Here is a 13,432-nt window from a genome sequence, read left to right on the forward strand (position 1 = left end):
CAAAGAGGGCAAGTATGAATTTATGTGCAGCTATCCAGATGGTTTCCAGTCCCGATGTCGAGACCAATCTGCTTGCCGCAGGGCAATTGATAGCCGACGCGGCAAAAGCCGGTGCGAAACTGGTGGTGTTGCCCGAAAATTTTGCCTTGATGGGGCTGCATGAGCTGGACAAGCTAAAGGTTAAAGAGGTTGATGGCACCGGGCCGATCCAGGATTTCCTGGCGGCGGTGGCGAAACAGTGGTCCGTCTGGGTCATAGCCGGCACGATACCGGTTGCGGGCGATGCCGATGACAAAGTCAGGGCGGCCTGTCTGGTTTACGACGATAACGGCGGGCGGGTCGCCCGTTATGACAAAGTCCATTTGTTTGATGTCAGCGTGCCCGGGACAGACGAGGTTTACCGTGAATCCGCTTCCATTGAAGCAGGGCAGGGGCGGGTGATTGTCGACACCCCATTTGGCCGCATCGGCTTGGCGGTTTGTTATGATTTGCGCTTCCCGGAGTTTTTCCGCACCATGAGCCAACAAGGTGTGGATATTTTGGTGTTTCCGGCGGCGTTCACCGCTGAAACGGGGGCGGCGCATTGGGAAGTCTTGCTGAGGGCGAGGGCTATCGAGAACTTGTGTTATGTCATCGCGCCCAATCAAGGCGGCGTCCATGGCAACGGGCGTAAGACCTTCGGGCATAGCATGGTTATCGACCCGTGGGGCCAAGTGTTGGCTTGCGTTGAACAAGGCCAGGGTTTTGCCATTGCCGGGATCGACCCTAACCGCCTCGATCAAGTGCGCGGCGCATTCCCCGTTTTGAATCATCGGCGTTTTAACTGTGAGTGATATGAAAATTGTTAGAAGTTTTTTACTGGCCTTAGCTTTGACCGCTTGTGGCGGTGACGACCCCCGTTACCGGAATACGGAAATGCTGGAACGTCCGCCCGTATTGGTGACGCATGCGTCGCCTACCGATGCGGCCATTTTGGAAGATGACAGCGTCATCACGAAGAAAAAACATAAAAAAGGTTTGGAAGATGATGTTTATTTGACGGCTTCAAAGCCGCCTGCGATTAACATTAAACAAACTTTTGGTGAGGCCTGGAACACACTGAAACTGGCCTTGACCCAAAGCGAAATCAAAATCACCGATGAGGAGAAAGATAAGGGTTTGTATTTTGTCTCCTACAACCCCAAATCTTTGTTTGGCGTGGTCAATTCGCTCCTCTCGAAAGAAGAAAAACAAGTCATTTATGTGCTGACGGTTGAACCAAACGGCCAAGAGACCCGTGTCAGCATTAAAAAAGCCAGTGCTTCCGAACAAAGCAGCTCGCTGGAATCCAACAACATTGACCGGGAAGCCGATGATGACGCGGAAGCGTTGTTGTACCAATTGTTTGAAACCTTGCGTGATGATTTGTTGACGGTATAACAGAATAAGGCCTTGCAAGTCCTTGTGCCCCGGAGGGCATTTAAAACCTGCGGGCATTTCTGGATGCTTGTCCATGCTCCCGGCCCACCCTTGTACACAAGCTAAAGGGCGTAATGGCCTTCAGGTCATTAATGGCAGGGACGCGGCGCGTGGGGATAGGCCTAGAATCCCTTAACATCCTTAACACTAATCGCCGGATTTTGATCACAAGATCAGGCGCGGATCACCTATGAATTTACTAAACCTTGCCAAACAAGCCATCCTGACCCCTGTCGGTTTACAGGACAGTGATATTGAAAAGATCATGAGCCGTTTGCTCAGCGTGCCTGTTGATGCCGCTGACATTTATTTCCAATCCACCCACTCCGAGTCGTGGGTGATGGAAGGCGGGATTATCAAAGAAGGCAGCCATAACATCGAACAGGGCGCAGGGGTACGCGCCGTGGCGGGCGAAAAAACCGGCTTCGCCTACAGTGACCGCCTGGAATTGCCCGTGTTGCTGGAAGCGGCGACCAACGTCAACGCCATCCTCAAACAAGGCCAGGATGCGCAAGTCAACTTGAAGCTCGCCGCCAATCCGGTGCGCCGTTATCCATTTGCCAACCCTTTAAAATCCCTATCCGATCCGGAGAAAATTGCCCTGCTGCAAAGGGTTGAAAGCGAGACCCGCAAATTGGATAGCCGCATTGAAGAAGTCATCGTCAGCCTAGTGGGCGTCCATGAAAGCGTCCTGGTCGCCAACCAGGATGGCACTCTGGCGGCGGACATCCGGCCTTTGGTGCGCATGAACGTCACGGTCATTGTGGTCGAAAACGGCCGCCGTGAACAAGGCAGCATGGGCGGCGGCGGACGGGCCGGTTACCCGTATTTTCTCGAACAGGACCGGGCCGTTGGCTATGGGCGCGAAGCCGTGCGTTTGGCCTTGGTCAACTTGGAAGCGGGCGAAGCCCCGGCGGGCAATATGACCGTGGTCTTAGGCCCGGGTTGGCCCGGCATCCTGTTGCATGAAGCCATAGGCCATGGTTTGGAAGGGGATTTCAACCGCAAAGGCACATCCGCTTTTAGCGGGCGTGTCGGCGAGCGGGTCGCTTCGGAACTATGCACGGTGGTCGATGACGGCATGTTGGCGGGACGGCGGGGTTCGTTGAGCATAGACGACGAAGGCACGCCCACCGAGCAGACCGTGCTGATTGAAAACGGCATCCTCAAGGGCTATATGCAAGACAAGCTCAATGCCCGCCTGATGGGCGTAAAACCTACGGGCAACGGGCGCCGCGAATCTTACGCCAGCCTGCCGATGCCGCGCATGACCAACACCTACATGCTGCCGGGCTCGCATGACCCGGAAGAAATCATCAAGTCGGTGAAAAAAGGCTTGTATGCAAAAAATTTCGCAGGCGGGCAAGTGGACATCACGTCCGGCAAGTTTGTGTTTTCCGCCAGCGAAGCGTATTTGATCGAAGACGGCAAAATCACCCGTCCCGTGCGCGGTGCGACCTTAATTGGCAACGGCCCCGATGTCTTGACCAAAGTGTCTATGGTCGGGAACGATTTGGAACTGGACAGCGGCGTCGGCACTTGCGGCAAGGACGGGCAAAGCGTGCCCGTTGGGGTCGGCCAACCCACGTTGAAAATTGATGGTTTGACCGTAGGCGGGACTAGCGTTTAGTTTGTCACTGATTGGGCATTGGATCGGCACCCAGTCCAGCTAAATGCCAAAAACGCTTTGAAAACGCCAGCCAGTTAGTGATAACGGCTGGCGTTTTTTCGTTGTGCCATCCTATCCTGCGGTCTTCTGTTCCTCAGGGAGGCTGCCCGCAATAGTCTGGCCCCGTTTTAGGGCAACCGTTTTTGCCTTACGCTTTTATCCTCTCCGGTTGCTTACCCATGCCCCATCCCTTCCATTTGAGCGGTAGGAAAAACATCTCCGCCCCTTCACCAATCCCTTGTCAATACCTAGCCAGGGCGTTTATCTGACGGCGCCAACTTTTTAGCCGGTAGCGCAATTAATGCGTCAAATATTACCAAATATGCCCTGGAATCCACGGGATAATGGGCCAACAACTGCCATGCCCTTATTTTCAAGGGATAATGTCCTGGTTTGAGAATATCGGTGCGTTAAATTTAAATTATTGATTTAAAATAAATAAACTATATTCTTTTATGGATTGTCAGGTTTTTTGACGGCTTTTTAGTTAGGAAAAAATTTGTTGTGTCGTTTTTGTTTGTGTGTAAAATGCCAAAAAAGTTTTTTGTGATGTGCATCACAAATATTCTTTCTTGATGTTCTGGCAAATTTCATTTTTTCGAAAAAAACAACAATAAACTTAATGCTTCCAAACCCAAGAAGAAAGGAATAATCATGGCTGTCATACCTCAACCGGCCTCTTTAGGCGACTATGTTTGGCTCGACAATAATAACGACGGACAACAAAATGATGGCGCCGCCAGCGGCTTCGCCGGCGTCACCGTCGAACTTTATAACAGCACGGGTTGGGTCGCCAGCACCGTCACCAACAGCACTGGCTACTACCTGTTCCAAAACCTCAGCCCCGGCGATTACCGGGTTAAGTTCATTTTACCTAGCGGTTACGCCTTTACTACAAAAGGTACAGGGACGAACACCGATAGCGATGCCGATAGCTTCGGTTGGACTGTCACCACCACCCTGGTGTCCGGCGAGAACGACCTGAGTTGGGACGCAGGCTTTGTGCGGCTGGCCAGTCTGGGCGACTACGTCTGGGTGGACGGCGACCACAACGGCCTGCAAGACGACGGCGCGGCAAGCGGCCTGAACGGCGTCACCGTCGAGCTGTACAACGGCGCGGGCGCCTTGGTCGGCAGCACCGTGACCGCCAACGACGGCGGCGGCAATGCGGGTTACTACCTGTTCACCGGCCTCGTTCCCGGCGACTACAGCGTCAAGTTTATCAAGCCCGACGGCTACACCTTCGCCCAACAGGACCAAGGCGGCAACGACGCCGCCGACAGCGACGCCAACGCGTCCGGCGTGACCGTCACCACCACCCTGGTGTCCGGCGAGAACGACCTGGGCTGGGATGCTGGCCTTGTGCGGCTGGCCAGCCTGGGTGACCGGATTTGGCTGGACACCAATGCCAACGGGCAGCAGGATGACGGCGCCACCGGTGTCAGCGGCCTGTTGGTCACCTTAGTCGGTGGCGGCGCGGACGGTGTTATCAACGGCGTCGGCGATTCCACCGCCACGACGACGACCGGAGCGGACGGTTACTACCAGTTCACTGGTTTGACCCCGGGCATGGAGTACCAAGTCCACTTCAGCAAACCAACCGGGGCCGTGTATACCGGCACCAACATCGGCAACGACGCGACCGACTCCGACGCGGACGCATCCGGCAAAAGCCAGGTCGTCACGCTCGGCTCCGGCGAGAATAACGCCACCCTGGACGCGGGCTTCTACAGCACTGCCAGCTTGGGCGACTACGTCTGGGTGGACGGCGACCACAACGGCCTGCAAGACGACGGCGCGGCAAGCGGCCTGAACGGCGTCACCGTCGAGCTGTACAACGGCGCGGGCGCCTTGGTCGGCAACACCGTGACCGCCAACGACGGCGGCGGCAATGCAGGTTACTACCTGTTCACCGGCCTCGTCCCTGGCGACTACAGCGTCAAGTTCATCAAGCCTGACGGCTACACCTTCGCCCAACAGGACCAAGGCGGCAACGACGGCGCCGACAGTGACGCCAACGCGTCCGGCGTGACCGTCACCACCACCCTGGTGTCCGGCGAGAACGACTTGGGCTGGGATGCGGGCGTGGTCAAGCTTGCCAGCATCGGCGACTATGTCTGGGAAGACAGCAACGCCAACGGCGTGCAAGACAGCGGCGAAACCGGCAAGGCCGGCGTCACCGTCGAACTCTACGCCTGCGTCAACGATGCTCCATCCGGTGCCGCCCTGGCGAGCGTGACCACTGGCAGTGATGGCGCCTACAGCTTCACCAGCCTCGTCCCTGGAGACTACCTCGTCAAATTCATTGCCGCCGACGGCTCCGTGCTCAGCACCGCCAACGCCGGCAATGACGCGCTCGATTCCGATGCGGACGGCGTGACCGGACTGACCGGCTGCTACCAGCTCAGCCCTGGCGAAAACGAGACCAGCGCCGACGCGGGTTTCTACAGCACTGCCAGCCTGGGCGACTACGTCTGGGTGGACGGCGACCACAACGGCCTGCAAGACGACGGCGCGGCAAGCGGCCTGAACGGCGTCACCGTCGAGCTGTACAACGGCGCGGGCGCCTTGGTCGGCAGCACCGTGACCGCCAACGACGGCGGCGGCAATGCGGGTTACTACCTGTTCAGCAACCTCGTCCCTGGCGACTACAGCGTCAAGTTCATCAAGCCCGACGGCTACACCTTTGCCCAACAGGACCAAGGCGGCAACGACGGCGCCGATAGCGACGCCAACGCGTCCGGCGTGACCGTCACCACCACCCTGGTGTCCGGCGAGAACGACCTGGGCTGGGATGCGGGCGTGGTCAAGCTTGCCAGCATCGGCGACTATGTCTGGGAAGACAGCAACGCCAACGGCGTCCAAGACAGCGGCGAAACCGGCAAGGCCGGCGTCACCGTCGAACTCTACGCCTGCGTCAACGATGCCCCCTCTGGCGCCGCCCTGGCGAGCGTGACCACTGGCAGTGATGGCGCCTACAGCTTCACCGGCCTAGTCCCTGGTGACTACCTCGTCAAATTTATCGCTGCCGATGGCTCCGTGCTGAGCACCGCCAACGCCGGCAATGACGCGCTCGATTCCGATGCGGACGGCGTGACCGGACTGACCGGCTGCTACCAGCTGGCTCCCGGCGAGAACAACACCACCGCCGACGCGGGCTTCTACCAGACCGCCAGCCTGGGCGACTATGTCTGGTACGACAAAGATGTTGATGGTATCCAGGACGCTAGTGAAACCGGTATTGGCGGCGTAACCGTCACACTGGCTGGCGGCGGGGCTGATGGTTTGCTTAGTACTTTGGCCGACAATACCGTTTCAACCACTACGACAGGTTTGGACGGATCGTATTTATTTGATGGTTTGACGCCAGGCACACAATACCAAGTCGCATTTTCTACACCAGACGGTTTTAACGGTACCAGCCCACGTCAACAAGGCGTTAATCCGGCGATTGATTCTGATGGGGTTCTATCGGATGAAATCACTTTAGCATCTGGGGAATTTAACCAAACAATTGATGCCGGGTTCTTTAAGGTAGGGATCGACATTGAAAAATGGGTGCATAGCCAATCTACTGTTGAAAATCCTGGTGGCGGAGAAGGTTTGACCCCCGGTTTCTGGAAAAACCATTCCAGTTATGGCCCGGCGCCGTTGACAGGGTGGCCTGAAACAGGTTTTAGCCCTGACGCTAGCTATGAAGCGATTTTTGGGGTCAATGTTTCAGGAAGCAATCCAACATTGCTTGAAGCGTTGGGTATGAACGGTGGTGGCGAAAGCGCCTTGTTACGCCACTCGGCAGCGGCATTGCTGAATGCCTCGGATGCTTACGTAGATTACGCTTATAGTGCCGCCCAAGTTATTGCAATGACCCAGGCCGCTTTTGCCAATGGCACGTTCGAGACAACCAAGGACCTATTCGCAACACAAAATGAATTGGGTGCCGACCTGACGGATTTGGCGACCTCGTCCACGACCGTGATTAACGGCGCCGATATGGATGCCGATTTGCCTGGAAGCGGGCCTACCATTGGTGCTGGCGATAAGGCTGTCTTTACTTATATTGTCACCAATACGGGGGACAGTGCGATAGGTAATGTTGTGGTTACTGATGACCGTCTTGCAAACGTGACTTTTGTGGGGGGGGATGTTGACCACGATGGTTTGCTTGATCTGAATGAAACCTGGATTTATACCGCGACTGAAACAGTGGCGGGAACGACGGGTGAAATTAGTAATATTGGCACGGTGACCGGCACTTCGGTTGTTGCTGGAGGGCCAAGTGTCACGGATAGCGATGCCGCCCACTATTCGGTGGGTAGCTTTGCGGTTTTAGGTGACAAGGTTTGGGAGGATACCAACGCCAATGGCACACAAGACACCGGGGAAAATGGTATTGCCGGCGTCACTGTGCAATTGAATGACAATTTTGGCAATGTCCTTAAAACGACAACAACCGACGTTAATGGTAACTATCTTTTTGATGTGGTGGCGGGTGTTTATAGCGTAACCGTGGTAACGCCAAGCAGCTATTTGGTCACGTCAAAAGATAAGGGCGGGAATGATGCTAGCGATAGTGATATTGACGCCACCACAAAGACGACTGCCGCTGTAACGATTACTGATGGTGAAGTGAACCTTTCTTTGGATGCCGGCCTTTATCGTACTGCGGCATTAGGTGACCGGATTTGGCTGGACACCAACGCCAACGGGCAACAGGATGACGGCGCCACGGGCGTCAGCGGCCTGCTGGTCACCCTGATCGGTGGCGGTGCGGATGGCGTCATCAACGGCGTCGGCGACACCACCGCCACGACGACAACTGGCACGGACGGTTTCTACCAGTTCACCGCCCTGACCCCGGGTGTGGAATACCAAGTGCAGTTCAGCAAACCCACTGGCAGTTCGTACACAAGTGCGAACATTGGCAATGATGCCAGTGATTCCGATGCGGATGTTGCCACTGGCAAGAGCCAAGTGGTCACGCTCAGTTCAGGCGAGAACAATGTGACGCTTGATGCCGGTATAGTGCAAGCGGCCACCGCCAGCCTGGGTGACCGGATTTGGTTGGACAAAAACGGTAACGGCCAGCAAGACGCTGGCGAAACTGGTACATCAGGCTTGTTGGTCACTTTGATTGGCGGCGGAGCCGACGGGGTCATCAACGGCGTGGGCGACACCATGGCCACTACTACTACGGGTGCGGATGGTATCTACGCATTTACGGGATTGGCGGCAAGTACGCAGTATCAAGTTCTGTTCAGCAAGCCAGCTGGTAGCATTTTCACTAAAACCAACATCGGCAATGATGCCAGCGATTCCGATGCCAACACCGCCACCGGTAAGAGCCAAGTGGTCACGCTGAGTTCGGGCGAGAACAACACCACACTTGATGCGGGTTATTACACTGCCGCCTGTTTGGGTGACCGGATTTGGTTGGACAAGAATGGTAACGGCCAGCAAGACAGCGGTGAAACCGGAACTTCAGGCTTGTTGGTCACCTTGATTGGTGGCGGAGCTGATGGTGTCATCAATGGGGTGGGCGACACCACGGCCACGACCACCACAGGCACCAATGGCATCTATTCGTTTACAGGTTTGACCCCTGGTATGCAGTACCAAGTGTTGTTCAGTAAACCAACGGGTAGCGTTTTCACTAAGGCCAACATCGGCAATGATGCCAGCGATTCGGATGCCAACACCGTCACCGCTAAGAGCCAAGTGGTCACGCTGGGTTCGGGCGAGAACAACACCACGCTGGATGCGGGTTACTATAGCAAGTGTTCGGTAGGCGATAAGGTGTGGGACGATATGAACCATAACAATATCCAAGATGCTAGCGAGCCAGGTATTGGCAACATTACTGTCAAGCTGATGGACGCCACCGGAACGAATGTGCTGGCTACGACGACCACCAATAGCTCCGGCAATTATTTATTCGCCAACTTAGATCCTGGCACTTATGTCTTGCAGTTCGATAAGACCAATGTCATGCATTACAACTATGGTGCTTGGTACAATATGAACGGTTGGAAATGGGCGGTCAAAGATACTGGCAGCAACGACAGCGTCGATTCTGATGTTGCCGGAAACGCCATATCGACAACCAATGTCACAAAAACCAGCGCATTCACGCTAGTGTCAGGCCAAAACGACATGACCCGTGATGCCGGGATCACGCCGATTGTCATTGACTTGAATGGTGATGGCGTCCACACCGTTGCCCGCTCGGCATCTACAGGCAGCTTTGACTGGTTCGGCAATGGCACGGCAATCCAATCTGGCTGGCTGTCCAGCCAAGATGGTTTTTTGGCCATCGACAACAACGGTAATGGCAAGATTGACAGCATTTCGGAACTGTTTGGTGGCCAAAACAAAGGTGATGGTTTTGCCAAACTGGGTAGCTTCGACAGCAATGGCGATGGCTTGGTAAACCTTAATGATGCAGATTTTGCTAATTTGAGGATTTGGCAAGACGCCAACGGCAACCATCAAACTGATGCGGGGGAGCTGGTCAATTTGGCAGAGGCCGGTGTGGTTAGTTTGAAGGCCAGCTTCATTGAACTGCCCTTCATTGACGGCCAAGGCAATTTGCACCTGGAGCGCAGCAACGTGACGCTTGCCGACGGTTCGGCGGCTGACATGACCGATGTTTATTTCAATGTCTCCGCAGACGATGCCAGCGCCGCCGGTTTCCAGGTGACAAACTTGGGCAGCTTGGCTGGGACGGATTCCCTTTGGATGGCCTAGGCTCTAGGAAGAAAGCCTTGCACTAAGGTGCAAGGCATACCAAGCCCGGCCTTGCCGCAAGGCCGGGCTTTTTTGTGCGTTTCAATACCGATTCGGTTATCATGCCACTCATAAAACCCCCACGTTACAATCGCCAAGTTTTTATCGCTCTAGTTTATGGATCTAATGGCCGCGATGCCAAACTTGCACCTTACTTAAAAATTATCCGCCCATGATACCTAGCGATTTACCTGCCTCAATTTTCCGCAAAGAAGTTTTAGCCCTATCCGCTTATAAAGTGGCCGACGCAGCCGGGATGATCAAATTGGATGCGATGGAAAACCCTTATGGCTGGCCTTTGGATATACAATCCAGTTGGTTGGACACGCTTAAGGATTGTCCCTTAAACCGCTACCCTGACCCGGAAGGGCGCCAATTGGTGCGGGCCCTAAGGGAGTTGGAGGCTATCCCCGAACAGTTTGAGGTGTTGCTGGGTAACGGGTCCGATGAAATCATCCAGATGCTGCTGATGGCCTTGCCACCGACCGCGAGCGTGTTGGCCCCTGCCCCGGGGTTTGTCATGTACAAGCAATTAAGTGACAGCTTAGGTTTGCGCTACCATGCCGTCCCGTTATTGGCGGAGGGTTTTGGGCTGGATTTGCCTGCGATGCTCGCGGTGATTGCTGGGCACCAGCCTTCGGTGATTTTTATTGCCTACCCGAATAACCCGACCGGCAATTTGTTTAGTGGTGAGGCGATTGACGGCATCATCAAAACGGCCAACGGTTTGGTGGTGATAGACGAAGCTTACGCGCCTTTTGCCAACGCCAGTTTTATGGGCAGGCTGGCGGAATATGACAACTTATTGGTGATGCGTACCGTATCCAAGTTGGGGTTGGCGGGCCTGCGTTTGGGGTATCTGGTGGGCAAGCCGGAGTGGATAGGAGAGCTTAATAAAATACGTTTGCCTTATAACATCAATAGCTTGACGCAGCTTACCGCAGATTTTGCCTTGCGCCATAAGGCCTTGTTTGACTCCCAAACCCAACGGATCTGTGCGGAACGGGAAGCGCTTTTGGCAGGGCTCAATGCGATGGATGGCCTCGTCGCTTACCCTAGCGCCGCAAACTTTATTTTGTTCAGAACTAAGCCAGGGCAGGCGGATGCTATTTTTACTTCGCTGAAAGCGCAAGGCGTCTTAATCAAAAACCTGAACCCACAAGGCGGTTTGTTGGCCGATTGTTTGCGGGTCACGGTCGGGACGCCTGAGGAAAACGCGGCGTTTTTGCAGGCGATGGGAAACAGTCTAATACTCAGTCAATGTTGAATTGTCAGTATAATTTTCGTAGGGGCGGGCGGTTGCCCGCCTGACCGCTACGGATGTTGGCACAGGCCATAAAAAAGGCGTTTAGACTGGCCCGACAAAAAATCAATGACTGGGCACTAGGAAGGACTTGCTTAAGTTTGTCCATTTTAACAAGAAGCCCACGAGGTTATGGGGGGGTGACGGCGCGCTATGGGCTTCGCGTTTTGTGGGGGTTGAATGGTTTTTTAACTGTATGGGAAGCCGCTTATTGGATGAGCTGCCCTAGTGTATACGCGCCAAAATAAGTAAATGCGGCGTAACACAGCGAGACAACTGCACTGGCGGCGACATTAAGTACCAACACCCGTTTGATGACGTAAGTGGTTAACGTAAAATCCCAGGCCAGCAATATGCCGACAAGGTAATAGCTGATGGTGTTTTCACTCATGGTCAACCAGATCAGGACGGGTATCACTAGAAATGAAACGGCATTGGAACAAAAAAGGATAGCGCTCGCGACCTGGATGAAACCGTATAGGGAACGGTTAAGGGCGAGCATGACCCAGATAAACAACAAGGTCAAAAGCGTTTCGAAGCTGACTTCATAAAATGACTCTACCGGGTCATCAGTCATGTTCGCTTGCAAAAAGAATTCTACGACAAAGTAAAAGATGATGTTTTGTTTTAAAAAACTGACGGATCTTACTAGCTCGATGGGGTTTGATCTAAACCAGCATAGCGGCAGATAATGTTTTAAAGTTTCCATAGTTAGTTTTTAGCAATGAATGCCGTTGATTTGCTGCTATAGAATAATTTCGCCCTTGTTATGGTGATAGTGGCCAGGCGTGTTATGGAAACTCTTTAAAACTTGCTGGTTGGTTATTCTTGGCGGGTTCCTGATAGTTGCTGAAATTGTCGTTCAAGGATTGCACCAGTTCCTCAGTTTTTTCGCGCAGTTGCAGCAAATGGGCTTTGGTCTTTTTATTCCAACCGACCGGGTCTTTGGCGGGCAACAGCATACGTCCAAATGTCAGGTTCTTTTCAAATAAATTGCTCAAATTTTCCATCAAATGCAGCTCTTTTTGCCGGGCCACCAGTCTGAGGCTAATTAACTTTGCCTGCAATTTGCTGCCAATCAGGTGTAAGGGGATCATGACGACAAACAACACCACGGCAATGATGGGGCCGATAATCGGGTCTATTAGAAATTCCAAAATCCCCATTTGGATTTCAGCTAATACCGCCAGGGAGCCAATAAAGCTAAGTATGACCAGGGTTGACATGTTGACGCGGTCTTTCCATGCGGAAATGCCTTTCTGGATTTCAGGTATCACCACGTCCTGGATGTCATTGATATTTTTTTCCAAGGCGTCTAAGACACGGTACGAACGCCCATGGGCGACATTGGCCATCCGGTGGTCAATTTCGGCAAAATAGCCTGATCCTGAAGGGTTTGCCGAATTTTGTTGGTTGGTCAATACGATAAATTGTCCGGTGTTAAGGCCAAGTTCGGATAATTTGCGTTGCCATAAGGAAATGATGGCATTGTTGTTGGTGGTGCTTAAGTTGGCGGTTGGCTCGTCGATCAGGTACACGAATTTATTGGTGTCCTGATACAGGACGAGCAGGCCGATAAGCTCTTTGGCCAACTCGTTATCGGTATCAAATATGTCGCTGAACACACAAACCAAATCAGAGGTCTCGATGGTATGCTTTGTCAGCATTGAAATGACTGGCGTCGCCATTGCGGTGGCGACGTTCGGCGCGTCAATGAACAACTTGCCTTTTAAATGATCGCTTTGTAGTGTTATTAGCTCCAGATAAGAATTGATGCGGCCGCCTTCGCCTTCCTGTTGCTGTTCGATCTTGCTGCTGATCTTGTAAAACGGGTAGCGCGGGTCGACGTCCAGGGCTGTGCCGGGTAAGGTGCTGGAATTGGCTTGGTTGCCATGCATCAGGAGGGTGAATTTGTGGCTGGAGGTTTGCAATCCCGACACCAACTGGCCTGTGCCCAGATAGCTGTTGATAAAGCGGGATTTGGCGTTGGAATTGCCGCCAACCAGGCTGACGATAGGCCACCAGGAATGTTTGCTGGCAGTCGTTTCATCTGCTTGGATAAGGCCTAGCTCATATTCGAGTTGGTCGACTTCTTGAAAGACTTTTAAGGCTTGGAGCAAGACCGGATTGTCATGGGCGAATTGTTTTTCTAAGTTGAGCAGGTATTTGCTAGTGGTCTTTTCAGTCATCAGAAGATCCCCGTATTTTTTAATTTT

General features: G+C 53.7%; 7 protein-coding genes. 5 read left to right on the forward strand and 2 right to left on the reverse strand.

What is annotated here, in order from left to right; translation table 11 throughout:
* The first annotated feature begins 14 nt into the window (after positions 1-14).
* From METMI_RS0110985 to hisC, 5 genes are all read left to right on the forward strand, one after another.
* A complete protein-coding gene (locus METMI_RS0110985; RefSeq protein ID WP_019866345.1) occupies positions 15-833 on the forward strand; it encodes a carbon-nitrogen hydrolase family protein in 819 nt (272 codons plus the stop codon).
* A 1-nt stretch (position 834) separates the two neighbouring features.
* The gene (gene bamC / locus METMI_RS0110990) at positions 835-1,419 is read left to right on the forward strand and encodes an outer membrane protein assembly factor BamC (RefSeq protein ID WP_019866346.1); all 585 of its coding nucleotides are present in this window, start codon (positions 835-837) and stop codon (positions 1,417-1,419) included.
* 229 nt (positions 1,420-1,648) lie between these two features.
* Positions 1,649-3,088 (forward strand): metalloprotease TldD, encoded by a 1,440-nt coding sequence (tldD, locus tag METMI_RS0110995; protein WP_019866347.1) that lies wholly within the window; start codon positions 1,649-1,651, stop codon positions 3,086-3,088.
* 693 nt (positions 3,089-3,781) lie between these two features.
* The gene (locus METMI_RS25460) at positions 3,782-9,874 is read left to right on the forward strand and encodes an SdrD B-like domain-containing protein (RefSeq protein ID WP_019866349.1); all 6,093 of its coding nucleotides are present in this window, start codon (positions 3,782-3,784) and stop codon (positions 9,872-9,874) included.
* A 211-nt stretch (positions 9,875-10,085) separates the two neighbouring features.
* Positions 10,086-11,180: a histidinol-phosphate transaminase gene (gene hisC / locus METMI_RS0111010; RefSeq protein WP_019866350.1), complete on the forward strand. Its 1,095-nt coding sequence runs from the start codon at positions 10,086-10,088 to the stop codon at positions 11,178-11,180.
* 244 nt (positions 11,181-11,424) lie between these two features.
* On the opposite strand, the gene METMI_RS0111015 is transcribed toward hisC, so the two are convergent.
* Both METMI_RS0111015 and METMI_RS0111020 read right to left on the reverse strand, forming a co-directional pair.
* Positions 11,425-11,793 (reverse strand): hypothetical protein, encoded by a 369-nt coding sequence (locus METMI_RS0111015; protein ID WP_232215204.1) that lies wholly within the window; start codon positions 11,791-11,793, stop codon positions 11,425-11,427.
* A gap of 214 nt (positions 11,794-12,007) precedes the next feature.
* On the reverse strand, positions 12,008-13,405 hold the full coding sequence (locus tag METMI_RS0111020; protein WP_019866352.1) for a P-loop NTPase family protein: 1,398 nt from the start codon (positions 13,403-13,405) through the stop codon (positions 12,008-12,010).
* Between the last annotated feature and the right edge of the window lie 27 nt (positions 13,406-13,432).

The sequence above is a fragment of the Methylovulum miyakonense HT12 genome (genome assembly GCF_000384075.1).
GTDB classification, from domain to species: Bacteria; Pseudomonadota; Gammaproteobacteria; order Methylococcales; family Methylomonadaceae; genus Methylovulum; species Methylovulum miyakonense.

What these genes read in the sequence shown, in the direction of transcription:
- METMI_RS0110985 (WP_019866345.1), top strand. Translation starts at nt 15, where the DNA reads ATGAATTTATGTGCAGCTATCCAGATGGTTTCCAGTCCCGATGTCGAG.
- bamC (WP_019866346.1), top strand. Translation starts at nt 835, where the DNA reads ATGAAAATTGTTAGAAGTTTTTTACTGGCCTTAGCTTTGACCGCTTGT.
- hisC (WP_019866350.1), top strand. Translation starts at nt 10,086, where the DNA reads ATGATACCTAGCGATTTACCTGCCTCAATTTTCCGCAAAGAAGTTTTA.
- METMI_RS25460 (WP_019866349.1), top strand. Translation starts at nt 3,782, where the DNA reads ATGGCTGTCATACCTCAACCGGCCTCTTTAGGCGACTATGTTTGGCTC.
- METMI_RS0111015 (WP_232215204.1), bottom strand. Translation starts at nt 11,793, where the DNA reads ATGACTGATGACCCGGTAGAGTCATTTTATGAAGTCAGCTTCGAAACG.
- METMI_RS0111020 (WP_019866352.1), bottom strand. Translation starts at nt 13,405, where the DNA reads ATGACTGAAAAGACCACTAGCAAATACCTGCTCAACTTAGAAAAACAA.
- tldD (WP_019866347.1), top strand. Translation starts at nt 1,649, where the DNA reads ATGAATTTACTAAACCTTGCCAAACAAGCCATCCTGACCCCTGTCGGT.